Here is a 24971-nt window from a genome sequence, read left to right as displayed (position 1 = left end):
TGCGCTGGGGGGAGGCGGGGTGCGCGATCGGCGGGGCGTACGGGACGCCCGCAGGGCACAGGAGTTCGGGGGGTTCATCGCGGGCGCGGCGGGCCGGCTGCTGCTCACGGCCACCCTGCTCACCGCCGAGGCGCCGGACGCCAACCCGCGCGCGCGGCGTCTGCTGACCCGGGCGCTCGCCCACACCTACGCCCACTGGGATCACCCGCCCGGTGAGGACCCCTACGACCGCGCCCGCGGTCATCTGGCGACCCACTACGCGCACGCGGTCTGGCACCGCTCCCGCCCGCACGGCCCGCTCGCCGCGCTGAGCCCGCGCGAACGGCTGGTCCTGGTGCTGCGCCTCTACGAGGGGCTGGCCGACGAGCAGACGGCGGCCCTGCTGGGCCTGCCCGCCGACCGGGTGCGCGCGCTCTGCGACCGGGCGACGGCCACGGTGCTGCATCCCCCGCCCGGAGCCGTCCCGCGCGCGGGCGGCCCGCTCCTGAGACGGCTCCAGCCGTGATCCGGCCCGAGCGCGAGGCCGCGGTGCGGCGGCTGATGGAGGCGGTGCCGGTGGGCGTGCCGCCGGAGCTGCCCGGCGAGGCGGTGCGCCGGGGGGCCCGGCTGCTGCGGCTGCGGCGGGCCGGGCGGCGGCTGCTGTGGCTGGTGCTGTGCGCGGCGGCGGCCGCCTTCCTCACCTGGGCCGCGCTGACCAGGCCGTGGGCGGAGCCGCCGTCGCTGACGACCCCGCCCGTGTCCGGCTGGCAGGCCGGAATGTCGCTTACTTGTCGAGCGCCTGCTTGAGGTCCTCGACCAGGTCGTCCGCGTTCTCGATGCCGACGGAGAGACGGACCAGGTCGGAGGGGACCTCCAGCAGCGAACCGGCGACGGAGGCGTGCGTCATCCGGCCGGGGTGCTCGATGAGGGACTCCACGCCGCCCAGGGACTCGCCGAGGGTGAAGATCTGGGTGCGGTCGCACACCGAGACGGCCGCCTCCTCGCCGTCGGTGACCCGGAAGGAGATCATGCCGCCGAACGCCCGCATCTGCTTGGCGGCGACCTCGTGGCCGGGGTGCTCGGGCAGGCCCGGGTAGAGCACGCTGCTCACGCGCGGGTGCCGGGACAGCATGTCGGCGACCTTCGTGGCGTTCTCGCTGTGCCGGTCCATGCGCACCGCCAGGGTCTTGGTGCCGCGCAGCACCAGCCAGGAGTCGAACGGTCCGGCGACGGCGCCCATCGAGTTCTGGTGGAAGCCGATCTCCTCGCCCAGCTCCTCGTCGGCGACGATCAGCGCACCGCCGACCACGTCGGAGTGGCCGCCCATGTACTTCGTCAGCGAGTGCACGACGACGTCCGCGCCGAGCGCCAGCGGCTGCTGGAGGTAGGGGGTGGCGAAGGTGTTGTCCACGACCAGCTTCGCCCCGCCGGCGTGCGCGACCTGGGCCACGGCGGCGATGTCGGTGATGCCGAGCAGCGGGTTGGAGGGGGTCTCCACCCAGACGGCCTTGGTGCGCGGGCCCATCGCGGCGCGCACGGCGGCCGGGTCGCTGGTGTCGGCGACGGACCACTCCACGCCCCAGCGGGAGGCGACCTTGGCGAAGAGCCGGAAGGTGCCGCCGTAGGCGTCGTTCGGGATGACCACGTGGTCGCCGGGGCTGAGCAGCGTACGCAGCAGGGTGTCCTCGGCGGCGAGGCCGGAGGCGAACGCGAAACCGCGGCGGCCGCCCTCCAGCGCCGCGAGGTTCTCCTCCAGCGCCGTCCTGGTGGGGTTGGCGCTGCGGCTGTACTCGTAACCGCCGCGCAGTCCGCCCACGCCGTCCTGCTTGTAGGTCGAGACCTGGTAGATGGGCGGGACGACCGCGCCGGTGAGGGGATCGGCGGTGTTGCCCGCGTGGATCGCCAGAGTCTCGAAGTGCTCGCTGATGTGCCTGTCGCTCATGTGCACCGAGCGTAATGCGCTCGCGGGGATGATGACGGACGCCGGGCTCGGAGCGGGGGCCGGCGGGAGTTTTCCACAGGCTCGCCGGAGGGGTTGGCCAAGTGTCGGCGGGATCTGGTTCGCTTGACGCATGGCGACTCTCTGGCTGCTCCTGGCGCTGGCCCTGCTGGCCTTCGCGCTGCTCCCGCTGATCCGGCGCGGGCGCGGCGGGATCGAGCGTGTGCATCCGGGCCACCCGGACGCCGCCGACCCCGAGCGGTACGGCTTCCTGCGCCAGGAGGAGCTGGACGTGCGGATGCCGGGCCCGGACCAGGACCTCCTGGACGTGCTGGACCTGGTCGGCCGCACCGGTGACTACCGCGCCGCCGCCCAGCTCCTCGCGGGTACGGAGACGGAGGGCGAGCGGCGCTGGCAGCGGGTGCAGGCGTTCGCCGGGGCGGCCTCGCTGGAGCTGCGCGAGCGGCCGGGCGGGGTGCATGAGACACCGGGCGGCCAGTGGCTGCGGGTGTGGCGGGCCGAGCAGCCGAAGGACCCGGGCGGTGCCGCGGTGCACGCCGAGTTCCTGGCCCAGCAGGCGTGGCGGACCTCGGTGCCGGGCACGGACGACTTCCGGATCATCATGGAGGAGGCGCGCGACGCGTGCGAGCGGGCCGCGCTCGCCGCCCCCGGCGACCCGGTGCCGCACCTCGTGATGCTGTCCGTGGCGCGCGGACTGGGCTGGTCCCGGCCGGACTTCGACGAGCTGTGGGGGAAGATCCTCGGCCTCGCCCCGCACCACATGGGCGCCCATCTGGCGGCGCTGCACTACACCTGCGAGAAGTGGCACGGCTCGCGCGAGGAGGCGTACGCCTTCGCCGAGGCCGCCGCCGCCCGCGCGCCCGAGGGATCGCTGCTGGCCGCGCTGCCGCTGTTCGCGGTCTTCGAGCATCTGCCGGAGGTGAACCTGGTCGCGGGGTTCTACCGCAGCGAGGTCGTGGTCAGGGCGATACACGGCGCACTGCACGCGGTGCACTCCGCCCGGCCGGACGACCCGATGCTGGCGCACGTACGGCATCTGCTGGTGTTCTTCCTGGTGCGGGCCGAGCGCTGGGCCGAGGCCATGGACCAGCTGGTGCACGTGGACGGCCATGTCGGTGCCCTGCCGTGGAGCCTCTCCGAGGACCCGGCCGAGGCGTTCGCGGTCTACCGGGCCCTGGCGGTCGCGGGCTACGAGGCCAACGGCGGCAACCCGGCGACCCTGCCGGGCTGACACCGGCCAACCCGGCGGACCGGGCACTTCGAAGAACAGATATTGCCCCGCTGACCTGCGGTGGGGCATACTCCGCTTGCCCTGGGCCCTGCCCCTGCTCTGCCCGGCCCCGAGATCCCCCACACTCGGGCGGCGGCACCGTACGGCGGTGTGCGCCTCGTTCGTCTTGCTCCGGCTCGCCCGGTTTCCTGTGGGGGGATCTTTTCCGATGGGCGCAACCCTGCGCGCGCTGCGCGCCCTCGTCCTGCTGTCCGGCTTCTATCTGATCAGCCTCGTCCTGCTGGCGGCACTGGCCGGTGTCGACATCGCCCTGTACCACTGGGGGCTGCGCGGCATCGGGGCCGTCAAGATCGCCATCGTCACGGTGCTGCTCGCCGTCCCCGTCGTACGCGGCATGTTCATGCTGCGCATCCCGGCGGCCGAGGACCCGGCCGCCGTCGAGGTCGGCGAGGCCGACGAGCCCCGGCTGTGGGCGCTGGTGCGCGAGGTGGCCGACGCGAGCGGCACCCACGCCCCGGCCCGCATCCTGCTCACCCCGGATGTGAACGCCTCCGTGCGCGAGGACGCCAAGCTGCTCGGCCTGCGTCCCGGACCGCGCACCCTCACCCTCGGCGTGCCGCTGCTGACCGGGCTGAGCGAGGCCGAGTTGCGTGCCGTCCTGGGCCACGAATACGGGCACTTCACCGCCGGCGACACCCGGCTCTCCGCGATCGTGGTGCGCGGCCGGGCACAGATCAGCCGGGTCGTCGAGCAGTTCCACGCCACCGCCGACGGCAAGGTGGCCGACGAGCGCGAGCGCCAGGAGCGGACCGCCGCCAAGCGGATCGCCAAGGGCAAGAAGGCCCGCGAGGTGGACACCCGGCACACCGGCGCGCTGTACCGGGGGATGGCGCGGCTCTACACCTGGTACGCCACGGTCTATCTGCGGGCCTCGCTGAGCACCGCGCGCGGGCAGGAGTTCGCCGCCGACCTGGCCGCCGCCCGAATCGCCGGACGCGACGCCACCGCCGCCGCACTGCGTGAGATCCCGGTCCTCTCGGCGGCCCACGGCTTCTACCTCGACTCGTACGCCACCCTCGGCCTGCCCGCCCGCACGCTGCCGCCGCGCGGTCAGTTCTTCGGCGGCTTCGGCGCGTTGCTGACGGCCCGTGCGGGTGAACTGGAGAAGCTGCGCGCCGGGCTGCCCGAGGAGCCGGAGTCCCGGTACGACTCCCACCCGCCGATGGCCGAGCGGGTACGCCGTGTCGAGGCACTGCCCGCCGACGGACGCGGCCCCGAGGGCGACGGCCCGGCGCTGGCCCTGCTCACCGACCCCGAGCACACCCTGACCGCGCTGGAGGAAGCCGTCCTGACCGCCGAGGCGCTCGGCTTCCGGCGCACGGCCGACTGGCCGGAACTGCTGAACGTCGCCATGGCGGAGGGCATCACCACCGCGCGGACCCCGCTGCACCGCGCGCTGACCGCCTACAACGGGCGCCCCGCGACCCTGACGGACGTGCTCGACGCCATCGACGAGGGCCGGCTGTGGCGGGTGGCCGAGCGGCTGCCGCTGTCCGAGGAGGCGGCCGCGGCGAAGGGGCGGGCGTTCCGGCAGTTCGTGCGGCCCGCGCTGGGCGACTCGCTGCGCACGATGGTGCTGGCCGAGTTCAGCGCGCGTTCGCTGCTGAACTGGGAGTTCTCCTGGTCCCGCGCGGCGGTGCTGCGGCTGCCCGGCGCGGCCGACGACACCGGGGCGAGCCCCGAGGACGCGCTGGAGGCGGCCGTGGACGCGGCCCTGGCCGACGTGCCCGACACCGCCCCGCTGCGCGCCCTCCTCCCGCCGACGGCCGTCCAGCCCGCCTGAGCCACCCGAACCCACCCCCGACCCGAACGGACCCCGCCCGACCATGACCGTCCTGCTCTGGATACTGGCCGCCCTCGCGCTCCCCTTCGTGCTCTTCGCAGCCTGGATGGCCAAGGTGTTCCTGAAGGAGTTCTTCTCCGGCAACGCGGAGGCCGCCATCGAGGCCGAGGAGGCCGCCGCGACCGCCGCCGAGAAGGCCGCCGCCTCGGCGGCGCTCGGCCTGCTGCCCGCCGAGCGGCAGAACACCGACTCGGCCGGCCCGTCGACCCCGGAGACGAAGGCCGCCCTCGCCGCGGTCCGGGGCGGCGACTGGCGCCCCGCCGCCGACCTGATGGCGGCCGTCGGCCGGGACTGGGAGCGCCGGTCCCTGCTCACGTTCCGGCTGGCCGACAGGGCGGCCGACGACGACACCTGGCTGCTGGCCTGGGAGGCCGCGCGTCCCGAGGACCCGGACGCGGCCGTGGTCCGGGCCCGCAGCGCGGTGATCCTGGCCTGGCGGGTGCGGGGCGGACAGCGGGCGCAGCACACCACGCGAGAGCAGTTCGACGGGTTCCGCCGCACACTGCTGGAGGCCCGCGAGGAAGTCGCGCGGGCGGCGGCGCTGAACCCGGACGACCCGACGCCGTACGTCGCGGAGATCTGGCTGGCCCTCGGCCTCGGTTACCCGAACGCCAAGATGGACGACCTGTGGACCGAGATCACGGCCCGCGCCCCGCACCACTACGAGGCGCACTTCTCGGCCCTGCAGTACTGGTGCGCCAAGTGGCGCGGCTCCGAGCGGCTGGCCACCGAGTTCGCCGAGCGGGCCGCCGCCGGGGCGCCCGCCGGGAGCCTGCTGACGGCGCTGCCGCTGATCGCGCACTTCGAGCACGACGACTCCGACGACACCGCCGCCGACAACACCCCGGAGATGGTGGCGCGGGTCGAGGCGGCCCTGAAGGACGCGGCCGCCGCCGACCCGGCGCACCCGCGCCTGCCGGAGCTGCGCCACCTGCTCGCCTACTACCTGCACCTCCAGGGCCGCAACGAGGCAGCCGTGGAGCACTTCCGGCTGGTCGACGGCCATGTGGACGCGCTGCCGTGGCGGTACCGGAACGACAAGGCGGAGTACTTCTGCCAGGTCCGCGACACCGCCGTACTGGAGGCCGGAGCGGCGGCCCGAGCCGGAATGTCCGGGGCGGCCGAGTCGTTGTAAGCAGTGCCCGTCCGCACCGAGACCGACCAGGGAGACCCCATGCTGTTCGGCCGCACACCGCAGCTCCCCACCCCCGAGCAGGCGCTCGCGGGCCGGGACGTGCCCGCCTTCGAGGTCCCCGCCCGGCACACCGTCCTCGGCAACCCGCTCGCCGGCCCCTACCCCGAGGGGCTGGAGGTCGCCGACTTCGGGCTGGGCTGCTTCTGGGGCGCGGAGCGCAAGTTCTGGCAGCTCCCGGCGGGGATCTACACCACGCTCGTGGGCTACCAGGGCGGCTACACCGAGAACCCCACCTACGAGGAGGCGTGCTCGGGCCTGACCGGCCACACCGAGGCGGTCCGCGTGGTCTACGACCCGAAGGTCATCTCGTACGAGCAGCTGCTCAAGACCTTCTGGGAGTCCCACGACCCCACGCAGGGCTTCCGCCAGGGCAACGACGTGGGCACCCAGTACCGCTCCGCGATCTACACCCACACCCCCGAGCAGGCGGCCGCGGCCGAGGCGTCCCGTGCCGCGTACCAGAAGGTGCTCACCGGCTCCGGACACGGCACGATCACCACGGAGATCCTCCCCGCCGAGGGCCGCCCCTTCTACCCGGCCGAGGCCTACCACCAGCAGTATCTTTCCGACAGCAAAAACCCGGGCGGGTACTGCGGGCTGGGCGGAACCGGGGTGTCCTGCCCGATCGGTGTCGCGAATTTCGCCGAAGAATGAGTGACTCGCTTTCCGAAGATCGGATCAGCCGGTACGGCCTGATCCCCCGATTCCGCGGGGCGGACGACGACTAGTCCGCCCCAACGGCCGCGAGGTGGGCGTCCACGGCAACGACACCCTCGACGCCCTGGCACAGGCCCACGGCCACTGGGACGAGACGCGGGTCCGGGACATTGCCCCGCAGCGTCACGGCGCCCTCCCGGACCTCGACCGCGACAGTGCCCTTTTCCAGACCGAGGATGCGCCCCAGGACGTCCCGCTCGACCTCGCCGCGGATCTCGACGTCGGAGCGGACGAAGGTATCCAGCAGGTCGCTGCGGCTGACGATGCCGGTCAGGCTCCCGTGGTCGCCGACCACCGGCAACTGTTTGACATGCCGCCCGAGGAGTTCCCGGGCGGCCCGGGGGATCGTCCAGTCAGCGCGGGCCGTGAAGACGGGGCTGCTCATGAGCGCGCCCGCGGTCCGGGCTCGAGCTTTGCCCCATGCGTGCTCGTCATTCCCGTCCTGCCCCTGCGGGTCGGGCATGCCGGTCTCGTGCCGCAGCACGTCGGACGCGGACACGACGCCGATGGGAGCGCCCTCGTCGTCGACAACCGGGGCCGCGGCGATGTCGTTGGCGTCCATCGAGGCGGCGATCTCGTGGACCGGTGTGTCGGGGCGGAGGGTGATGACCTCCTCGGTCATCACGTCACCGACCGTGCGGCGGTGCAGCATGGCATCGGCCTCCTCCACTTCGCGACGAGGCGGAGCTGCGGCCTTCCCGGCCGCTCGTCCACACCCGTCTCCCTACCCATGACAACACCGCGCCGCTCCGGCAACCAGTGACGTTCGGCCTCGCGGGGAGGGCCGGCCGTCCCATGGCGGCGTCCAGCGGGCCGCCCGCCACACGGCCGACGCGCTTCGCCGAGGGATGAGCAGCCGGCGGCGCGGGCCTGAGCCTGGTCAAGCGAGAGCAGGCACCAGCAGTACCTGGACAAGAACCCCGCCGGGTACTGCGGCATCGGCGGCACGGGCGTCTCCTGCCCGATCGGCGTCGCCCCCGCGCAGGGCTGATCACGCGGGAACGGGCCGCCCGGCTCCGGCCGGGCGGCCCTTCTTCATGCCCTGGAAGGTCAGATCGTCGCCGTGTCGATCACGAACCGGTACCGCACATCGCTGGCGGTCACGCGCTCGTAGGCGTCGTTGATCTCGCTCGCGCCGATCAGCTCGATCTCGGCGCCCACCCCGTGCTCGGCGCAGAAGTCGAGCATCTCCTGGGTCTCGGGGATGCCGCCGATGTTGGAGGTGGTGAGGTTGCGGCGGTTGCCGAAGATGGACTGGAGGGTGACCTGCACCGGCTCCTCCGGAAGGCCGACGTTGACCATGGCGCCGTCCAGGCGCAGCAGGGACATGTAGGCCGCGAAGTCCAGCGGGGCCGAGACGGTGTTCAGGATGACGTCGAAGGTGCCGGCCAGCTTCTCGAAGGTCTCCGGGTCGCTGGTGGCGTAGTAGTGGTCGGCGCCGAGCCGCAGGCCGTCGTCCTTCTTGCGCAGCGACTGCGAGAGGACGGTGACCTCGGCGCCCATCGCGTGGGCCAGCTTCACGCCGACGTGGCCGAGTCCGCCGAAGCCCACCACGGCGACCTTCTTGCCGGGACCGACACCCCAGTGCTTGAGCGGGGAGTACGTGGTGATGCCCGCGCACAGCAGCGGCGCGGCCACGTCCAGGCCCAGCCCGTCGGGGATGCGGACGACGAAGCCCTCGTCGACGACGATCTGCTCGGAGTAGCCGCCGTAGGTGGGTTCGCCGTCCTTGCCGACGGCGTTGTACGTCCAGACGGTGCCGGTGCCCGTGCAGTACTGCTCCAGTCCGGCCTTGCAGTTGTCGCACTCGCGGCAGGAGTCGACCATGCAGCCGACGCCCACCCGGTCGCCCACCGAGAACTTGGTGACCTCGGGGCCGACCTCGGTGACCACACCGGCGATCTCGTGGCCGGGCACCATCGGGAAGATGCCCTCGCTCCAGCCGTCGCGGGCCTGGTGGATGTCGGAGTGGCAGATCCCCGCGAACTTGATGTCGATCAGGACGTCATGGTCGCCGACCGGCCGCCGCTCGATCGTGGTCCGCTCCAGCGGCGCCTTGGGGGCGGGCGCGGCGTACGCAGCAACAGTGGTCATGCCGGGTTCTCCTAAGCTTCGCCGTGGCCCGGACACGGTCTCGACCGGGCACTCTCCCAGCGTGCCCCCAACTCCCGCTCCCACCCAGGTCACGGCTTTGCGTACGACCGCTGTTCCTACCACTGGCGGGGACAGGCTCCGGAGCGTACGCTCCGGCGGCGCCCTCGATACTGGGGGCATGGACGAACAGGCGGAGGCGGCCGTGAGCCGCCCGCTGGACCGGCGGGCCGAGCTGAGCGAGTTCCTGCGCAGCCGCCGGGCCCGGCTCAAGCCGGAGGACGTGGGCCTGCCCGACTTCGGCCGACGCCGCCGGGTGCCGGGGCTGCGCCGGGAGGAGCTGGCGCAGCTGGCCGGGGTGTCGGCGGCGTACTACACGCGGCTGGAGCAGGGCAACGGGCGGAACGTGTCGGCGGAGGTGCTGGACTCCATCGCCCGCGCCCTGCGCCTGACCGACGCCGAGCACGCGCACCTGACCCACCTGGCCAAGCCGGCCCCGCACAAGAAGCGCCCGCCGGCCCGCCGCCCCCAGGTGCGGACCGCGCTCCAGCACCTGCTGGCCTCGATGGACGCGGTCCCGGCGTACATCACGGGGCGGCGCACGGAGATCCTGGCCTGGAACCGGATGGCGACCGCGCTGTTCGGCGACTGGGGCGGGCTCGCGCCCGAGGACCGCACCTGGGCCCGGCTGGTGTTCCTCTGTCCGGAGTACCGCGAGCTGTTCGTCGACTGGGAGCAGAAGGCGATCGACATCGTCTGCGGGCTCCGCATGGACGCCGGACGCTTCCCGGACGACGCCAGGCTGGCCGCGCTGGTCGGTGAACTCTCCGTCAAGAGCGAGGAGTTCCGCCGCCTGTGGGCCACGCACGACGTGAAGGAGCAGTTCTACGGCGTGAAGCGGCTGCGGCATCCGCTGGTCGGAGAACTCGCCCTGGGCTTCGAGGGGTTGCGGGTGACCGGCGACGCGGACCTCAACCTGATCGTCTACCACGCCGAACCGGACTCCGCCTCCGCCGAGTCGCTTCGTCTGCTGGCCAGTTGGGGCGCGGCGGCGGTGCCGACACTCTGAGACGAAAGTGCCGCCCCTCAGCCGAGAGGGGCGGCACTTGTGCGCTCAGGGGTTCCGCTGCGTGATCAGACGGCGGAACCGGCCTTCCACTGCGCCCAGTCCATGTTCCAGCCGTTGAGGCCGTTGTCCGGGGCGACGGTCTTGTCACCGGTGTTCTTGATGACCACCACGTCACCGACGAGGGAGTGGTTGAACACCCAGGCGGCCGGGGTGTTCGGGTCCTTGGCGCCCTTGGTGTCGGAGAGGCCCACGCAGCCGTGGCTGGTGTTCTCGTTGCCGAAGATGGACTTGGCGCCCCAGTAGTTGCCGTGCAGGAAGGTGCCGGAGCCGGTGAGGCGGATGGCGTGCGGCACGTCCTTGATGTCGTACTCGCCCTTGCCGTCGTCGTCCGTGAAGCCGACGGTCGCGCCGTTCATCCGGGTCTGCTCGAACTTCTCGGACATGACCATGACGCCGGCGTAGGTCTTGTTCTCGGGGGAACCGGCGGAGATCGGGATCTGCTTGACGACCTTGCCGTCCTGCGTGACCTTCATCTGCTTGGTCTTGGCGTCGACGTAGGAGACCTGGTTGCGGCCGACGTGGAAGGTGACCGTCTTCTGCTGGACGCCGTAGACGCCGTCGGCGCCCTCGACACCGTCGAGCGCCAGCTTCAGCGTGACGGTGGAGTTCTCCTTCCAGTACGTCTCCGGGCGGAAGTCGATCCGGTTGGCGTTGAACCAGTGACCGACGACCTCCTGACCGCTGGAGGAGGAGACGGTGATCCCCTTCTGCACGGCGGCCTTGTCGGTGATCGCCTTGTCGAAGTTGATCGACACGGGCATGCCCACCCCGACGGTGCTGCCGTTGTCCGGGGTGAAGTTGCCTATGAAGCTGTTGGACGGGGAGACCGTGGTGAAGGACGCGTTCTCGTGGGCCACGCGGCCGTCGGAGTCCTTGGCCTCGGCGGCGAGCTTGTAGGTGGTCGACCGCTCCAGCTGGGTGGTCGGCTTCCAGCTCAGCTTGTCGGCGGAGAGCGCGCCCTCGACCGGCTTGCCGTCCGCGGTGGTCATGCTCACGCCGGTCAGGGTGCCCTTGGCGACCTTGACCGTGGCCGAGTTGTTGATGGAGGCGTTGTTGGAGCCGTCCTTCGGCGTGATCGTGATCTGCGCCTCGGACGACTTCTGCGCCGCCGCCTCGTCGGCCTTCGCCTGCGAGCTCTCACCGCCGTCGGACGCGCTGGCGTTACCACCGCCGGAACAGCCCGTGAGCACGAGCACACCACCGAGCAGTGCGGACGCGACCGTCAGGCCCTTGCGCCGCTTACTGTCCGTCATCACACGTTTCTCCATCGTTGCCGAATCCGCCAGAACCCCGAGAATCTTCCCCGTTGAACTCTCTCAACGTCACGGCCGCGCCTTCCCGTTCCCCGGAGAGGGGTTCTGTGGGGCACACCACGTCCTGTCTTCGGGACGGGCGGTGCGCGGGCCTCCGTGCGCCACTTGTGAGACGAGAAAACCCGGACGGCGGTTGCCGTCCGGGTCATCCGTGCCCCGGATACGGCGGCCGAAGCCGCCGGGCTGCCTACCGCTCGTTCCGGCCGTCCGCGTCGTCGGCCGGTTCGTCGTCGTCCTCATCATCCCCGCCGAGGTCCCATTCGGGCGAGTCCGCGTCATACTCGGAGTGCTCGCTGGACCAGGAAGCCTGCGCGAGCTCCACGCCGGGCACCTCGCTGACCAGGTCGAATGGGTCGACGAGATAGGCCAGCGCCTCGGCGGTGTCTTCCGTCACAGCGCCCTCGGCCTGTGCCCGTTCCGCGTCCGGCAGCTCCGGATCGGTGGCGATGCGGCGCAGTGCGGCCTTGGTCAGCTCGTCGTCGTCGAGCACCTCGAGGACCAGCTCCACTCGAAGGCGTACAAATCGTGATGTCTCTTCAGCGTCCATAAGGCGAGCCTAGAACTGAAACCTGTCGTGACTTTCCTGTGACCCGCGATTTTCACTAACATCGCTCCGCACGGCCAATTCGCCAGCGTCACAAGGGGATCGATATTCCGTGGCATCCGCTCGCCGTCCGTTGCTGACCGCCACCGCCGCGGGCACGCTGCTGTGCGCCCTGTGGTTCGTCCCGTCCGCCAACGCCTCGCAGGACAGCCCCTCCACGGGCGCCACCGCCGCGGGTACGGCGGTCTCCGGGTCGGCGGACTCCGGGAACCCGGACTCGGGGATCACCGAGCAGGTCACCACGGTGTCCAGCCTGGCCGGTCAGACCGCCTCCGACCCGACCCGGCTGGCGGACACGGGAAGCTTCGACACCACGCCGTACGTGGTCTCCGGCACCCTGTTCCTCGCCGTGGGCGCGGGCTTCGTGGTGTATTCGGTGCGCCGGGAACGGCTGGAGTTCTAGCACCGGAATCCACAAGGGGCCCCACCCGTGGGTGAGGCCCCCTGCCGGCGTCTAGCGCAGCGGTCCGGTGACCGTCTCGGCGGCCGCCACCAGCCCGCCCCCGCGCACGAAGGCGTCGGCGGCGGCCAGGTCGGGCGCCAGGAACCGGTCCGGGCCCGGACCGCCCACCCCGGCGGCCCGCGCGGCCTCGATCACCGCGCGCGAGGCGGGCGCGGGCTCCAGCCCCTCCCGCAGCTCCACGGCGCGGGCGGCCGCGTACAGCTCGACCGCGATGACCCGCGTCAGGTTGTCCACGGCGGTACGCAGCTTGCGCGCGGCCGACCAGCCCATGGAGACGTGGTCCTCCTGCATCGCGGAGGACGGGATGGAGTCCGCGGACGCCGGTACGGCGAGCCGCTTCAGCTCGCTGACCAGCGCGGCCTGCGTGTACTGGGCGATCATCAGGCCGGAGTCCACGCCGGCGTCGTCGGCGAGGAACGGCGGCAGGCCGTGGCTGCGGTTCTTGTCCAGCAGCCGGTCGGTGCGACGCTCGGCGATGGAGCCGAGGTCGGCGGCGGCGATGGCGAGGAAGTCCAGGACGTAGGCGACCGGCGCCCCGTGGAAGTTGCCGTTGGACTCGACCCTGCCGTCGGGCAGCACCACCGGGTTGTCGACGGCGGCGGCCAGCTCGCGCTCGGCGACCAGGCGGGCGTGCGCCAGGGTGTCGCGGCCGGCGCCGGCGACCTGCGGGGCGCAGCGCACCGAGTAGGCGTCCTGGACGCGGGGCGCGTCGTCCTGGTGGTGCCCGGTGAGCTGGGAGCCCTTGAGCACCGCGAGCATGTTGGCGGCCGAGGCGGCCTGGCCGGGGTGCGGACGGATGGCGTGCAGCTCGGGCGCGAGGACCTTGTCCGTGCCGAGCAGCCCCTCCAGACTGAGGGCGGCGGTGATGTCGGCCGACTTGTAGAGGGAGTCGAGGTCCGCGAGGGCCATGATCAGCATGCCGAGCATGCCGTCGGTGCCGTTGAGGAGGGCCAGGCCCTCCTTCTCGCGCAGCTCGACCGGCTCGATGCCGTGCTCGCGCAGCAGCTCACCGGCCGGGCGTACGACCCCGTCGGGGCCCTCGGCGTCGCCCTCGCCCATCAGGGCCAGCGCGCAGTGCGAGAGCGGGGCGAGGTCGCCGGAGCAGCCGAGGGAGCCGTACTCGTGCACGACCGGGGTGATCCCGGCGTTGAGCACGTCCGCCATGGTCTGCGCGACCTCGGGGCGTACGCCGGTGTGCCCGGAGCAGACCGTCTTCAGCCGCAGGAACATCAGCGCCCGGACGACCTCGCGCTCGACGCGCGGGCCCATGCCGGCGGCGTGCGAGCGGACGATGTTGCGCTGGAGCTGCGCCCGCAGCTCGGGGCTGATGTGCCGGGTCGCCAGCGCGCCGAAGCCGGTGGAGACGCCGTAGACCGGATCGGGTTTGGCGGCCAGCGCGTCCACGATCTCGCGGGCCGCGGCGAGCGCGGCCACGGCCTCCTCCGACAGTTCCACGCGGGCCCCGGCGCGCGCGACGGCGAGGACGTCGTGCGCGGTGACGCCGGTGGTCCCCACCACCACAGAGTGCATATCCATATTCAGGAGCGTACGCATTGAATGCGGCGGTGTCACTAGTGGATTGCGTCCGCGCCCCTTACCGATCCTTGGCGCGGCGGCCCCGGAAGCGGCGGCGCTCGTTCTTCGCCGGCGGCGGCGTCTCGTCCGCGAGCCGGACGACCGGGTCGTCCGGGCCCAGCCGGCCGGCCACCACGGGCAGGTCGGCGCGGTCGGCCTTGGCGCGGTACTGCGCGGCGTCGGCCAGCCGGAACAGCCGCCGGGCGTCGTGCACCGGGCCGATGTCGTGGCCGGTGGACGCGACCCCGCAGGCCACCCCCTCGCCCAGCTCCAGCGCGCCCGCCCGGCGGCACAGCTCCACGGCCGCACCGACCACGTCCTCGGCCGACGGCCCGAGCGCCAGCAGACAGAACTCGTCCCCGCCGAGCCGCGCCGCGAGCGCGCCCGGCAGCATCGCGCCGCACAGCGACAGCACCGACCCGAACCGCTCCAGCAGCCGGTCCCCGACCTCGTGCCCCTGGGTGTCGTTGACCTTCTTCAGCCCGTTCAGGTCGCAGACCACCAGGCTGACCACCGCCCCCTCCGCCCGGTGCCGCTCCACCGCCTCCTCCAGCCGTACGTCCACCGCGCGGCGGTTGGCCAGGCCGGTGAGGGCGTCGGTGAAGGCGAGGCGGCGGGCCTCCTCCAGCCGTTCCGTCTGCGCGAGCCCGGCCGCGACGACCGCCGCCAGTACGGTCGCGAAGTCGGCGTCGCCCCGGTCGAAGACCGGTGTCCCCATCGCGCGGGCCACGTACAGCTCGCCCCAGGCCCGGCCGTGCAGCACCACGGGCGCGACCACGCAACAGCCCCTCCCCCGGCGGCGCAGGGCGGCGACCCGCTGGTGGATGTAGCCGGGGGTACCGGCGGCCGGGCCCTGCGCGGTCTCCACCCAGGCGTTGGGGCCGCCACCCCCGGCCCAGCGCTCGTGCAGGAACTCGGTGATCTCCGGGAACTGGTGGACCGGGTACGCCTCCGCCTCGGGGAACTCCTCCTCGTCCTCGGCGCGCTTGCCGACGTTCACCAGGACCCGGAGGCGGCCGCGCTCCCGCTCCCACACCGAGAGCGCGGCGAAGTTCCCGGCCAGCGCCCGGCAGGCACCGAGCGCCGCCGCCCGCCAGGACTCCGGCGCGGTGTGCGCGGCCGCCATCCCCTGCGCCAGCCCCACCACGGCAGCGAGCCGATCATCCTCACCCATCACCCCAGGTTAGGGACGAATGGGCACATCAGGGGCATTGGCGCGGGCGATCAGGTGGTCACCGCGGGGTCACTCGCCCGGCCACTCGGGGGCGCGCTTCTCGTTGAAGGCCGCGACGCCCTCGGCGCGGTCGCCGGAGAAGGCTGTCGCCCGCCAGGCCGCGTCCTCGACCTCCAGACCGGCTCGCAGGTCCAGACCCTGACCCAGACGCAGGGCCCGCTTGGCCGAGCGCAGGCCCACCGGCGAGTTCCTGGCGATCCTCGCGGCCAGCGCGAGCGCCTCCTCGCGGTCCTGGCCCGCCCCGGTGAGCTGGTCGACCAGACCGAGGGCGGCCGCCTCCGGCGCCTCCAGCCGGCGCGCGGTGAAGATCAGTTCGGCCGCGCGGGCCGCGCCGACACGCCTCGGCAGCAACTGCGTACCACCGCCGCCGGGAATGACGCCCACGGACACCTCGGGCAGCCCCACCACGGCCGTCTCGTCCGCCACGATCAGGTCGCACGCCAGCGCCAGTTCGAAGCCGCCGCCCAGTGCGAAGCCGTGCACCGCCGCGATGGCCGGCACCGGCAGCTCCAGCACACCGGTGTACGCCCCGCGCGCGACGGGGCGCTGCCGGAGGAGGTCCGCGTCGGTGAACGAGTTCCGCTCCTTCAGGTCCGCACCGACACAGAACGCGCGTTCACTGGAGGACGTCAGTACGACCACGCGGGCGTCCCGGTCCGTGCCGAGTGCCGTGCAGGCCGCCGCGAGCGAACGGGCCATCTCCGTCGACACGGCGTTCATGGCCTTCGGCCGGTCCAGCACCAGCTCGGCCACGTGCCCGTGCCTCCGCACCAGCACGAACTCCCCGTACCGCTCCTCGCCCATGACACCCTCCCGGTTAACGCGGGTTAACTGACTGTGCCCCCGATCATCCCAGCAGACCCGCTCCCCGGAAAAGCCCCGCCCCCACCCGTTCGGGTGACCCCCCTCCCGACTCCACCCCCACCACCCACACGAGGGCCTAACGTCCCCCTCGGCTGACGCCCCCAGCAGACACCGGGAAGGAGCGGAGCCCGTGCCACGAAGAGTCCAGCCTCCGCCGCCCTTCCCTGCGGAATCGGTTCCCCTGAGCTCAGCGGCCCGCATCCCGACCGACCCGACCAAGCACCCGGGGGTGTCCTTCCGGGTACGGACGGCGGTGGGGCGACCGCAGACGGGCGAGGCCGGGCGGGACAAGGGGGACGGTCAGCCGCAGGCGCCGGGTACGGGGACGAAGGGTGCCGGGGCCGGCGACCGGGCGCAGGCGCCGGTGAGCGCGAGGACCGGGCGGGGCAAGGGAAGCGACCAGCCGCAGCAGAGCGGCGCAGCTCTGGCCGCTTCCGCAGGGGAACCGCCGCTGCCCCCGGCCTCGTGGACCCGGCGCGCCCTGGTCGCCCTGCGCCACGGCCGGCACCGGCGGGGGCGGGCCCGAGTCGTGCTGCTTCTCGGGCTGGCGGCCGCCCTCGCGGTGGCGGTACTGAGTCTCGTGCGGGTCGCTCCCGATTCCGGGCCCGGCACTGCCGAGGCCGAGCCACGGCATCCGGCCAGGCCCACTGTCGAGCCCTCCGCCGGGGTTCCCGCCACCGTCGTCGCCGTACCGTCGGCCTCGAAGGCCGCGGCCTCCGCCCCAGCGTCCGCGCTGCCCACACTCAGCAGTGCGGGCAGCGATCCCGGCAGCCCCCGTGCCGAAGCGAGCGCTACGCCCACCGCGCGGTCCAGCGAGACGCCGCGAGCAGTCGTACCGCAGACCTCCACCGCGCCCGAAGCCCCCGCCACAACCCCACCGGTGCCCACACCACCGACGACACCGACACCCACAGCGAGCGCCTCAGCGCCTCCGCCGGACCACAAGGGCCTGTGTGTGCCCGTACTCGGCGTGTGTCTGGAACTCCGGTAGGAGCCCTCAGCCCGTCTCGTCGCGCCGCGCCAGCAGCCACGGCTCGACCATGCCCAGGCCACGCACCGAGCGCTGCCACATGGGCTGGAGGGCGAAGCGGTAGTCGGGAGGGGTCTCGCCCTCCTTCTCGGCCGCCGCGGCGGCCTCGGCCGCTTCCGCCTCGGAGGCGGGGGCGACGCCCGTGCGGACGAGCTCCTCCGCGAAGGCGCTGTCGACGAGGACGGCGTCGCGGGGAGCGATCGAGGTCAGCCGGGAGGCGAGGTTCACGGTCGTGCCGAAGACGTCGCCCATGCGCGTGGTGACCGTGCCGAAGGCCATGCCGACCCGCAGTTCGGGCATCGTCTCGTCGTGGGAGAGCGTCTCGACCAGGCGGAGGGCGATGTCCGCGGCGGTGGCCGCGTCGTCGGCGACGTAGAGGACCTCGTCGCCCAGGGTCTTGATGAGCCGGCCCCCGCGCGCGGCGACCAGGTCGGCGGCGGTGGTCTCGAACGCCTCGACCAGCTCGCCGAGTTCCTCCTCCTCCATCCGCCGGGTGAGCCGGGTGAAGCCCACGAGGTCGGCGAAGGCGACGGCGAGCCGCCGGTCGACCATCTCCGCGTCGTCCACGTTCTGCACCACCCGCCCGGCGGACGCGGCGAGCTGGCGGCGCCAGACGTAGACGAGGAACTCCTCCAGCTCGGGCAGGAGCAGCTCGATGATCGGGTACGTGACCTCGGTGCGGGTCATGCCCGGCTCGGGGGGCTCGGTCAGCCCCTCCAGGAAAGAATCGATCTGCCATTCGGCCAACCGGGCGGTGGTCTGCCCGGTGGAGCGTGCCACCTGCACCGCCATGGCCTCGCTGAGCAGCCCCGCCTCGACCAGACCGGCCAGCCGCCGCAGGGCGAGCACGTCGGCCTCGGTGAGCGCCTTCGCCTGGCCTATGTCGGCGAAGCCCATCGCCCGCCAGAAACGGGACGCCAGCTCCATGGAGACACCGGCGCTGCGGGCGGCCTGGAAGGGGGTGTAGCGGCGCTCGGCGCCGAGGATGAGCTGTTCGAGGCGGAGGGCGAGCGGGTCGTCGCCGGGATCGGGGGCATCGGGGTCCACCCGGCCCTCCGCGCCCGCGCCGGAGCCCGTGTCGTCGACGCTCACGCCTGCTGCCCTTCCGATCTGCCGCGGTCAGGTACCGACCGGCCTCAACTCTACGGCAGGTGTGCGCCAGCTCACTCCGCCGGGACCTCCCACCGGACGCACCCTTCACCCCCCGGAAGCACCGCCCGGCGCGCACCGCGCACGGCGGGGGCGCGGCCCGGTGTCCCCACGCCCCTCTGCCCGCTTTCCGGGGCCTGGAACGCCCGTTCGATCGCCGGACACCCCCGTTACGCCGGGCGCAGATGCACGATGTCCCCCGCTCCCACGGCCTCCCGCACACCCTCCGCCGTGGCGATGACCAGCCGTCCGTCGCCGTCGATCGCGACCGCCTCGCCCACCAGCGCCCGGTCGCCGGGCAGCTCCGCGCGGACCTGACGGCCGAGGGTGGCGCAGCCGGCCGCGTAGGTCTCCTGGAGGGTGCTGGTGACGGGGTCGCCACCGGCGGAGCGCCAGCGGTCGTACCAGGTCTCCAGGGAGCGCAGCACCGAGCGGAGCAGGGTGTCGCGGTCGGTGGACACCGCGTCGGCCAGCGCCAGCGAGCCCGCCTGCGGGACGGGGAGTTCGTCGGCACGCAGGGAGACGTTGAGGCCGACGCCGACCACCACGCCGTCCTCGCCGGCGCGCTCGGCCAGGATGCCGCCCGCCTTGCGCTCCTCGCCGCCGACGGTGACCAGCAGGTCGTTCGGCCACTTCAGGGCCGTGTCGACCCCGGCCGCGCGGGACAGGCCGGTGGCCACGGCGACGCCGGTCAGCAGTGGGAGCCAGCCCCAGCGCTCCAGGGGGACCTCGGCGGGGCGCAGCAGGACGGAGAAGAACAGGCCCGAGCGCGGCGGAGCCGTCCAGCGGCGGTCCAGCCGCCCGCGTCCGGCCGTCTGCTCCTCCGCGACCAGCACCGCGCCCTCGTCCGCCGCACCGGAGGCCGCGCGGGCGACGAGGTCGGAGTTGGTGGAGCCGGTGCGCTGGACCACGTCGACCGAGGTCCACAGGCCGCCCTCGTGGAGGAGCCCGCGGCGCAGCGCGGTCACGTTGAGCGGCGGACGGTCCAGGTCGGACCAGCGGCTGGGACCTGAGGCATTGTGCGGCGTCATGCAAGTAACCCTAGGTGTGGGAAAGACCGCACTCCTGAGAGGCGGGCCCCGCACTACGCTACGGATGAGTAATCGTCCCCCCTTTTGAGCAGGCAGGGAGCCGCATCCCGATGTCCGAGCCGGAAGAGCGTCACGACACCGACATCCACACGACCGCCGGGAAGCTCGCGGATCTCCAGCGGCGTATCCACGAGGCGACGCACGCCGGCTCGGAACGCGCGGTGGAGAAGCAGCACGCCAAGGGCAAACTGACGGCCCGTGAACGCATCGAACTCCTCCTGGACGACGACTCGTTCGTCGAGCTGGACGAATTCGCCCGCCACCGTTCCACCAATTTCGGCCTGGAGTCGAACCGCCCGTACGGCGACGGTGTCGTCACCGGGTACGGCACGGTGGACGGCCGCCCCGTGGCCGTGTTCTCCCAGGACTTCACCGTCTTCGGCGGTGCCCTCGGCGAGGTGTACGGCCAGAAGATCGTCAAGGTCATGGACTTCGCGCTGAAGACCGGCTGCCCGGTCATCGGCATCAACGACTCCGGCGGCGCCCGCATCCAGGAGGGTGTCGCCTCGCTGGGCGCGTACGGCGAGATCTTCCGCCGCAACACCCACGCCTCCGGGGTGATCCCGCAGATCAGCCTGGTCGTCGGCCCGTGCGCGGGCGGCGCGGTCTACTCCCCGGCGATCACCGACTTCACGGTGATGGTCGACCAGACCTCGCACATGTTCATCACCGGCCCCGACGTGATCAAGACGGTCACCGGTGAGGACGTCGGCTTCGAGGAGCTGGGCGGCGCCCGCACCCACAACACCAACTCCGGCGTGGCCCACCACATGGCGGGCGACGAGAAGGACGCGATCGAGTACGTCAAGCAGCTGCTGTCGTACCTGCCGTCCAACAACCTCAGCGAGGCCCCGGTCTACCCGGAGGAGGCGGACCTCGCGCTCAGCGACGAGGACCGCGAGCTGGACACCCTCGTGCCGGACAGCGCGAACCAGCCGTACGACATGCACACCGTGCTCGAACACGTCCTGGACGACGGGGAGTTCTTCGAGACGCAGGCCCTGTTCGCGCCGAACATCCTCACCGGGTTCGGCCGGGTCGAGGGGCACCCGGTGGGTCTGGTCGCCAACCAGCCGATGCAGTTCGCGGGATGCCTCGACATCAAGGCGTCCGAGAAGGCCGCCCGGTTCGTGCGCACCTGCGACGCGTTCAACATCCCGGTGCTGACCTTCGTGGACGTGCCCGGCTTCCTGCCCGGCGTGGACCAGGAGCTGGACGGCATCATCCGGCGCGGCGCCAAGCTGATCTACGCCTACGCCGAGGCCACCGTCCCGCTGATCACCGTCATCACCCGCAAGGCGTTCGGCGGCGCGTACGACGTGATGGGCTCCAAGCACCTGGGCGCGGACCTCAACCTGGCCTGGCCGACCGCGCAGATCGCGGTGATGGGCGCGCAGGGCGCGGTCAACATCCTGCACCGCCGCACCATCGCCGAGGCGGAGACCGCCGGCACGGGCGAGGAGACGCGGGCGCGGCTGGTCCAGGAGTACGAGGACGCGCTGCTCAACCCGTACGTGGCGGCCGAGCGCGGCTACGTGGACGCGGTGGTCATGCCGTCGGAGACCCGCGGGCACATCGTCCGGGGGCTGCGTCAGCTCCGTACGAAGCGGGAATCCCTCCCTCCGAAGAAGCACGGCAACATCCCCCTGTAGGACAGCGCCGACGGGAGCCGTCATGAACATCAAGGTCGTACGAGGCAACCCGACCCCGGAGGAGCTGGCCGCCGCCCTGGCGGTGGTCCGCGCCCGCGCCGTGGCCGCGGCCGAGCCGCCGTCCGGCGCGGAGGGGCCGCGCGACGCGTGGTCGGACCCGGCGCGCATCGCCACCCGGCGCCTGCCCCTGCCGGGGCCGGTGGCCTGGTCCCGGACCTACTGGCCGGGCTGAGCCGGAACCTGAGTACGGGTACTCAGGCGCGCGGGCCGGGCCGCGCGCCACGCTGGAGCCATGCTGTGGTCAGACCCCGAGGACGAGCCGCCCGAGGAACTCCGTCACATGGAGGAGAAGCTCAGGCGGCTCGGCCTCTTCATGGCCCTGGCCATGGTGCTGGCGATGATCGTCATCGGGCTGAGGTGAGGGGAGGTCCGGCGCTAGGCTGATCGCATGACAGACCAGCGGCGCCGCCTTGTTCTCGCCTCCCAGTCCCCCGCCCGGCTGGGTCTGCTGCGGCAGGCCGGGCTGGCACCCGAGGTGATCGTCAGCGGAGTCGACGAGGACGCCGTCACCGCCCCCACCCCGGCCGAGCTGGCCCTCGCCCTCGCCGAGGCCAAGGCGTCCGTGGTGGCGGCCCGGCCCGAGGTGCAGGGCGCGCTGGTGATCGGCTGCGACTCGGTGCTGGAGCTGGACGGACAGGCGCTCGGCAAGCCCGCCGACGCCGAGGAGGCCACCGCCCGCTGGAAGGCGATGCGCGGCCGCGCCGGGGTCCTCCAGACCGGTCACTGCGTCTGGGACACCGCCGCCAAGCGGTACGTCTCCGCGACCGCCTCCACCGTGGTCCGCTTCGGCGAGCCCACGGACGAGGAGGTCGCCCGCTACGTCGCCTCCGGCGAGCCCCTCCACGTCGCCGGGGCCTTCACCCTGGACGGCCGCTCGGCGCCCTTCATCGAGGGCATCGACGGCGACCACGGCAACGTGATCGGCATCAGCCTCCCCCTGGTCCGCAAGCTGCTGCGCGAACTGGGTGTCGGGATCACGGAGTTGTGGGCGCCGTCCGAGTGATGTTCGGCGTGTCGGCCGTACGGTCCTGAGGGTCACCCGTAGGGGTGGACGTGGGCTTCGGTTCCGGGGCGGCCTCCGGGGCGCCTCCCGCGCCGGGCGTGTCGCCGGCCGGACGGGCCCCCGTGTCACGCGGACGGTCGTACGTCACCAGCAGCAGCACGAGCAGGGCGAGCACCACCATCATCGCCACGAACGCCCCCGGGCCCACCAGGCCCCACGCGACCGCGCCCAGCAGGCCGTGCACCACGGCGGCGCTGATCAGCAGGACCCGGCCGAGGCCGGCCGGGGCGCGGTCGCGCACCGCGACCAGCAGGGCCACCAGGGCGCAGAAGGCGAAGTAGAGCCCGAAGACCACGGCTCCCACCTTCGAGGACGTCGCCATCACATCGGGGTCGAGGCCGGCCAGGGACATCCGCTGGTTGTCCACCACGACGCCGAGCAGCCAGTTCACCGCCGCGATGCCGACCGCCTCGGCCAGCAGGACGACCGTCACGATCCATGCCACCGGTCTGCGCACCACCGGCCCCACCCCACCTTCGCCCCCGCCCCCGCGCGGATCGCCTGTTACCGGCAGTACGCCGGATCAGCGCGAACGCTACTAACGGGTAGGACGGGGGACAAGACCTCGGCCGGCGGCAAAGAATCATTGGGCCATTCGTAGGGACTCCACAAAGAAACCGCGTGGCCCGCAGCACGCTCTCACAGAGACCTTGGCCACATGGCGGGGCTAGGGTTTTCCGGTGGAGTCCTGCGTACCGAGGTGCGACAAGGGCTTTCGCGGGTCGAGCGGGCCACGCATCACGCTCCGTGTGGGCAAGCTCACCATTGGGGACGGGTCGATGTGCCGTGTCGGCTGTCCCTAAACTCGGCTTGTTTCAAGGAGGGAGCCTCAATCGTGCGCAAGGTGCTCATCGCCAACCGTGGCGAAATCGCTGTCCGTGTGGCGCGGGCCTGCCGGGACGCAGGCATTGCGAGCGTGGCCGTGTACGCCGACCCGGATCGGGACGCTCTGCACGTCCGGGCCGCGGATGAGGCGTTCGCCCTGGGCGGTGACACTCCGGCCACCAGTTACCTGGACATCGGGAAGGTCCTGAACGCCGCGCGGGAGTCCGGCGCGGACGCGATCCACCCCGGCTACGGCTTCCTCTCGGAGAACGCCGAGTTCGCCCAGGCCGTGCTGGACGCGGGTCTGACCTGGATCGGCCCGCCGCCGCAGGCGATCCGGGACCTCGGTGACAAGGTCGCCGCCCGGCACATCGCGCAGCGCGCGGGTGCCCCGCTGGTCGCCGGCACGCCGGACCCGGTCTCGGGCGCGGACGAGGTCGTGGCCTTCGCCAAGGAGCACGGCCTGCCGATCGCGATCAAGGCCGCCTTCGGCGGTGGCGGTCGTGGCCTGAAGGTCGCCCGCACCCTCGAAGAGGTGCCGGAGCTGTACGACTCGGCGGTCCGCGAGGCGGTCGCCGCCTTCGGCCGGGGCGAGTGCTTCGTGGAGCGCTACCTCGACCGTCCCCGGCACGTGGAGACCCAGTGCCTGGCCGACAAGCACGGCAACGTGGTCGTCGTCTCCACCCGTGACTGCTCGCTCCAGCGCCGCCACCAGAAGCTCGTGGAGGAGGCCCCGGCGCCGTTCCTCTCCGAGGCCCAGGTCGAGGAGCTGTACCGGGCGTCCAAGGCCATCCTCAAGGAGGCGGGCTACGAGGGCGCCGGCACCTGTGAGTTCCTGGTCGGCCAGGACGGCACGATCTCCTTCCTGGAGGTCAACACCCGCCTGCAGGTCGAGCACCCCGTGACCGAGGAGGTCGCCGGGATCGACCTGGTCCGCGAGATGTTCCGCATCGCCGACGGCGAGGAGCTGGGCTACGGCGACCCCGAGCTGCGCGGGCACTCCTTCGAGTTCCGCATCAACGGCGAGGACCCGGGGCGGGGCTTCCTGCCCGCCCCCGGCACCGTCACCCGCTTCGACCCCCCGGCCGGCCCCGGTGTCCGGCTGGACGCGGGCGTGGAGGCCGGGTCGGTCATCGGCCCGGCGTGGGACTCCCTGCTGGCCAAGCTGGTCGTGACCGGCCGCACCCGCAAGGAGGCGCTGGAGCGCGCCGCGCGGGCGCTGGACGAGTTCCAGGTCGAGGGCATGGCCACGGCCATCCCGTTCCACCGTGTGGTGGTCCGGGACGCGGCCTTCGCGCCGGAGCTGACCGGCTCCGCGGACCCCTTCACGGTCCACACCCGCTGGATCGAGACCGAGTTCGTCAACGAGATCAAGCCCTTCACCGCACCCGCCGACGCGGACGCGGACGAGGAGCTGGGCCGTGAGACGGTCGTGGTCGAGGTCGGCGGCAAGCGCCTGGAGGTCTCCCTCCCCTCGTCGCTCGGCATGTCCCTGGCCCGTACCGGCCTCGCGGCGGGCGCCAAGCCCAAGCGCCGCGCGGCCAAGAAGTCCGGCCCCGTGGCCTCCGGCGACACCCTCGCCTCCCCGATGCAGGGCACCATCGTCAAGGTGGCCGTCGAAGAGGGCCAGACCGTCCAGGAGGGCGACCTCATCGTCGTCCTGGAGGCCATGAAGATGGAACAGCCCCTCAACGCCCACCGAGCCGGCACCGTCAAGGGCCTCCTCGCCGAGGTGGGCGCCTCCATCACCTCGGGCGCCCCGATCTGCGAGATCAAGGACTGACCCGACGTCACAACCCGACGCCCGGCGACCGAACATGGTCCGCCGGGCGTCGGCTTCTGC

The 24971-nt window shown here is 72.7% G+C and carries 24 protein-coding genes and 1 pseudogene; 14 read left to right on the top strand and 11 right to left on the bottom strand.

Annotated features, from left to right (window positions below; genetic code table 11):
- Window positions 1-19: 19 nt before the first annotated feature.
- Both E5082_RS32610 and E5082_RS32605 read left to right on the top strand, forming a co-directional pair.
- Window positions 20-505, top strand: a complete 486-nt coding sequence (locus E5082_RS32610; RefSeq protein WP_190045325.1) for a sigma factor-like helix-turn-helix DNA-binding protein — start codon at window positions 20-22, stop codon at window positions 503-505.
- The gene (locus E5082_RS32605) at window positions 502-786 is read left to right on the top strand and encodes a hypothetical protein (protein WP_135789567.1); all 285 of its coding nucleotides are present in this window, start codon (window positions 502-504) and stop codon (window positions 784-786) included. Before E5082_RS32610 ends, E5082_RS32605 begins: the two co-directional genes overlap by 4 nt.
- Here E5082_RS32605 and E5082_RS02040 read toward each other — a convergent pair.
- On the bottom strand, window positions 764-1921 hold the full coding sequence (locus tag E5082_RS02040; protein ID WP_135789566.1) for a cystathionine gamma-synthase: 1158 nt from the start codon (window positions 1919-1921) through the stop codon (window positions 764-766). The two genes, E5082_RS32605 and E5082_RS02040, sit on opposite strands and share 23 nt — an antisense overlap.
- Window positions 1922-2051: 130 nt before the next feature.
- Here E5082_RS02040 and E5082_RS02035 point away from each other — a divergent pair, with 130 nt between their 5' ends.
- The 4 genes from E5082_RS02035 (at window position 2052) to msrA (ending at window position 6922) form a co-directional block, all read left to right on the top strand.
- Complete coding sequence (locus E5082_RS02035) at window positions 2052-3170, top strand: hypothetical protein (RefSeq protein ID WP_135789565.1); 1119 nt, start codon at window positions 2052-2054, stop codon at window positions 3168-3170.
- A gap of 208 nt (window positions 3171-3378) precedes the next feature.
- Window positions 3379-5013: a M48 family metallopeptidase gene (locus tag E5082_RS02030; protein ID WP_135789564.1), complete on the top strand. Its 1635-nt coding sequence runs from the start codon at window positions 3379-3381 to the stop codon at window positions 5011-5013.
- A gap of 43 nt (window positions 5014-5056) precedes the next feature.
- Window positions 5057-6208 (top strand): hypothetical protein, encoded by a 1152-nt coding sequence (locus E5082_RS02025; protein WP_135789563.1) that lies wholly within the window; start codon window positions 5057-5059, stop codon window positions 6206-6208.
- 39 nt (window positions 6209-6247) lie between these two features.
- Window positions 6248-6922, top strand: a complete 675-nt coding sequence (gene msrA, locus E5082_RS02020; RefSeq protein WP_135789562.1) for a peptide-methionine (S)-S-oxide reductase MsrA — start codon at window positions 6248-6250, stop codon at window positions 6920-6922.
- A gap of 70 nt (window positions 6923-6992) precedes the next feature.
- Here the strand turns inward: msrA and E5082_RS02015 are convergent, their stop codons facing one another.
- Entirely contained in the window at window positions 6993-7637 is a 645-nt protein-coding gene (locus E5082_RS02015) for a CBS domain-containing protein (protein ID WP_135789561.1), read from the bottom strand.
- A 225-nt stretch (window positions 7638-7862) separates the two neighbouring features.
- On the opposite strand from E5082_RS02015, the pseudogene E5082_RS02010 reads away from it, so the two are divergent.
- Window positions 7863-7976, top strand: a pseudogene (locus tag E5082_RS02010) (peptide-methionine (S)-S-oxide reductase MsrA); the annotation flags it as partial.
- Window positions 7977-8035: 59 nt separating this feature from the next.
- On the opposite strand, the gene E5082_RS02005 reads toward E5082_RS02010, so the two are convergent.
- Window positions 8036-9079, bottom strand: a complete 1044-nt coding sequence (locus tag E5082_RS02005; protein ID WP_086695583.1) for an NAD(P)-dependent alcohol dehydrogenase — start codon at window positions 9077-9079, stop codon at window positions 8036-8038.
- 178 nt (window positions 9080-9257) lie between these two features.
- Between E5082_RS02005 and E5082_RS02000 the strand changes: the two genes are divergently transcribed.
- The gene (locus E5082_RS02000) at window positions 9258-10145 is read left to right on the top strand and encodes a helix-turn-helix domain-containing protein (protein WP_135789560.1); all 888 of its coding nucleotides are present in this window, start codon (window positions 9258-9260) and stop codon (window positions 10143-10145) included.
- Between the two features lie 65 nt (window positions 10146-10210).
- On the opposite strand, the gene E5082_RS01995 is transcribed toward E5082_RS02000, so the two are convergent.
- Both E5082_RS01995 and E5082_RS01990 read right to left on the bottom strand, forming a co-directional pair.
- Entirely contained in the window at window positions 10211-11458 is a 1248-nt protein-coding gene (locus E5082_RS01995) for a L,D-transpeptidase (RefSeq protein ID WP_229918897.1), read from the bottom strand.
- Window positions 11459-11705: 247 nt separating this feature from the next.
- Window positions 11706-12065 (bottom strand): hypothetical protein, encoded by a 360-nt coding sequence (locus tag E5082_RS01990; RefSeq protein ID WP_135789558.1) that lies wholly within the window; start codon window positions 12063-12065, stop codon window positions 11706-11708.
- A 109-nt stretch (window positions 12066-12174) separates the two neighbouring features.
- Here E5082_RS01990 and E5082_RS01985 point away from each other — a divergent pair, with 109 nt between their 5' ends.
- Window positions 12175-12525, top strand: coding sequence for a hypothetical protein (locus tag E5082_RS01985; RefSeq protein ID WP_135789557.1), 351 nt, complete (start codon window positions 12175-12177; stop codon window positions 12523-12525).
- A 51-nt stretch (window positions 12526-12576) separates the two neighbouring features.
- On the opposite strand, the gene hutH is transcribed toward E5082_RS01985, so the two are convergent.
- The 5 genes from hutH to E5082_RS01960 all read right to left on the bottom strand — a co-directional run bounded on the left by hutH (window position 12577) and on the right by E5082_RS01960 (window position 19468).
- Entirely contained in the window at window positions 12577-14115 is a 1539-nt protein-coding gene (gene hutH, locus E5082_RS01980) for a histidine ammonia-lyase (protein WP_030806798.1), read from the bottom strand.
- Between the two features lie 64 nt (window positions 14116-14179).
- Complete coding sequence (locus tag E5082_RS01975) at window positions 14180-15334, bottom strand: GGDEF domain-containing protein (protein ID WP_135789556.1); 1155 nt, start codon at window positions 15332-15334, stop codon at window positions 14180-14182.
- 69 nt (window positions 15335-15403) lie between these two features.
- Window positions 15404-16198 carry an enoyl-CoA hydratase/isomerase family protein gene (locus tag E5082_RS01970; protein ID WP_135789555.1) on the bottom strand — a complete coding sequence of 265 codons (795 nt, stop codon included), beginning with the start codon at window positions 16196-16198 and terminating at the stop codon, window positions 15404-15406.
- Window positions 16199-17255: 1057 nt separating this feature from the next.
- Entirely contained in the window at window positions 17256-18380 is a 1125-nt protein-coding gene (locus tag E5082_RS01965) for an adenylate/guanylate cyclase domain-containing protein (protein ID WP_135789554.1), read from the bottom strand.
- Window positions 18381-18607: 227 nt separating this feature from the next.
- Window positions 18608-19468, bottom strand: a complete 861-nt coding sequence (locus tag E5082_RS01960; RefSeq protein WP_135789553.1) for a biotin--[acetyl-CoA-carboxylase] ligase — start codon at window positions 19466-19468, stop codon at window positions 18608-18610.
- A gap of 110 nt (window positions 19469-19578) precedes the next feature.
- On the opposite strand from E5082_RS01960, the gene E5082_RS01955 reads away from it, so the two are divergent.
- From E5082_RS01955 to E5082_RS01945, 4 genes are read left to right on the top strand one after another with little or no spacing between them, the layout of a single operon-like run.
- Window positions 19579-21180, top strand: coding sequence for an acyl-CoA carboxylase subunit beta (locus E5082_RS01955; RefSeq protein ID WP_135789552.1), 1602 nt, complete (start codon window positions 19579-19581; stop codon window positions 21178-21180).
- A 22-nt stretch (window positions 21181-21202) separates the two neighbouring features.
- The gene (locus tag E5082_RS01950; protein WP_135789551.1) at window positions 21203-21412 is read left to right on the top strand and encodes an acyl-CoA carboxylase subunit epsilon; all 210 of its coding nucleotides are present in this window, start codon (window positions 21203-21205) and stop codon (window positions 21410-21412) included.
- A gap of 60 nt (window positions 21413-21472) precedes the next feature.
- Window positions 21473-21601, top strand: coding sequence for a morphogenic membrane protein MmpB (gene mmpB, locus E5082_RS33370; RefSeq protein ID WP_267881259.1), 129 nt, complete (start codon window positions 21473-21475; stop codon window positions 21599-21601).
- A 27-nt stretch (window positions 21602-21628) separates the two neighbouring features.
- A complete protein-coding gene (locus E5082_RS01945) occupies window positions 21629-22243 on the top strand; it encodes a Maf family protein (protein WP_086693450.1) in 615 nt (204 codons plus the stop codon).
- On the opposite strand, the gene E5082_RS01940 is transcribed toward E5082_RS01945, so the two are convergent.
- On the bottom strand, window positions 22215-22772 hold the full coding sequence (locus tag E5082_RS01940; RefSeq protein WP_229918898.1) for a hypothetical protein: 558 nt from the start codon (window positions 22770-22772) through the stop codon (window positions 22215-22217). The two genes, E5082_RS01945 and E5082_RS01940, sit on opposite strands and share 29 nt — an antisense overlap.
- A 366-nt stretch (window positions 22773-23138) precedes the next feature.
- Here E5082_RS01940 and E5082_RS01935 point away from each other — a divergent pair, with 366 nt between their 5' ends.
- Window positions 23139-24911 (top strand): acetyl/propionyl/methylcrotonyl-CoA carboxylase subunit alpha, encoded by a 1773-nt coding sequence (locus E5082_RS01935; protein WP_135789550.1) that lies wholly within the window; start codon window positions 23139-23141, stop codon window positions 24909-24911.
- The last annotated feature ends 60 nt before the right edge of the window (window positions 24912-24971 follow it).

It is taken from the genome of Streptomyces griseoluteus, assembly GCF_004784465.1.
In the GTDB taxonomy this organism is placed as follows: domain Bacteria; phylum Actinomycetota; class Actinomycetes; order Streptomycetales; family Streptomycetaceae; genus Streptomyces; species Streptomyces griseoluteus.
This window is presented reverse-complemented; position numbering and strand designations above follow the sequence as displayed.

Bases quoted from the DNA above. Each gene is read 5' to 3' on its own strand.
- E5082_RS01950 (WP_135789551.1), top strand. From the start codon at position 21,203: ATGAACATCAAGGTCGTACGAGGCAACCCGACCCCGGAGGAGCTGGCC.
- mmpB (WP_267881259.1), top strand. From the start codon at position 21,473: ATGCTGTGGTCAGACCCCGAGGACGAGCCGCCCGAGGAACTCCGTCAC.
- E5082_RS01975 (WP_135789556.1), bottom strand. From the start codon at position 15,334: ATGGGTGAGGATGATCGGCTCGCTGCCGTGGTGGGGCTGGCGCAGGGG.
- E5082_RS01970 (WP_135789555.1), bottom strand. From the start codon at position 16,198: ATGGGCGAGGAGCGGTACGGGGAGTTCGTGCTGGTGCGGAGGCACGGG.
- E5082_RS02005 (WP_086695583.1), bottom strand. From the start codon at position 9,079: ATGACCACTGTTGCTGCGTACGCCGCGCCCGCCCCCAAGGCGCCGCTG.
- E5082_RS01990 (WP_135789558.1), bottom strand. From the start codon at position 12,065: ATGGACGCTGAAGAGACATCACGATTTGTACGCCTTCGAGTGGAGCTG.
- E5082_RS02030 (WP_135789564.1), top strand. From the start codon at position 3,379: ATGGGCGCAACCCTGCGCGCGCTGCGCGCCCTCGTCCTGCTGTCCGGC.
- E5082_RS01945 (WP_086693450.1), top strand. From the start codon at position 21,629: ATGACAGACCAGCGGCGCCGCCTTGTTCTCGCCTCCCAGTCCCCCGCC.
- msrA (WP_135789562.1), top strand. From the start codon at position 6,248: ATGCTGTTCGGCCGCACACCGCAGCTCCCCACCCCCGAGCAGGCGCTC.
- E5082_RS01960 (WP_135789553.1), bottom strand. From the start codon at position 19,468: ATGACGCCGCACAATGCCTCAGGTCCCAGCCGCTGGTCCGACCTGGAC.
- E5082_RS02025 (WP_135789563.1), top strand. From the start codon at position 5,057: ATGACCGTCCTGCTCTGGATACTGGCCGCCCTCGCGCTCCCCTTCGTG.
- E5082_RS02035 (WP_135789565.1), top strand. From the start codon at position 2,052: ATGGCGACTCTCTGGCTGCTCCTGGCGCTGGCCCTGCTGGCCTTCGCG.
- hutH (WP_030806798.1), bottom strand. From the start codon at position 14,115: ATGCACTCTGTGGTGGTGGGGACCACCGGCGTCACCGCGCACGACGTC.
- E5082_RS01995 (WP_229918897.1), bottom strand. From the start codon at position 11,458: ATGACGGACAGTAAGCGGCGCAAGGGCCTGACGGTCGCGTCCGCACTG.
- E5082_RS02015 (WP_135789561.1), bottom strand. From the start codon at position 7,637: ATGCTGCACCGCCGCACGGTCGGTGACGTGATGACCGAGGAGGTCATC.
- E5082_RS02040 (WP_135789566.1), bottom strand. From the start codon at position 1,921: ATGAGCGACAGGCACATCAGCGAGCACTTCGAGACTCTGGCGATCCAC.
- E5082_RS02000 (WP_135789560.1), top strand. From the start codon at position 9,258: ATGGACGAACAGGCGGAGGCGGCCGTGAGCCGCCCGCTGGACCGGCGG.
- E5082_RS01955 (WP_135789552.1), top strand. From the start codon at position 19,579: ATGTCCGAGCCGGAAGAGCGTCACGACACCGACATCCACACGACCGCC.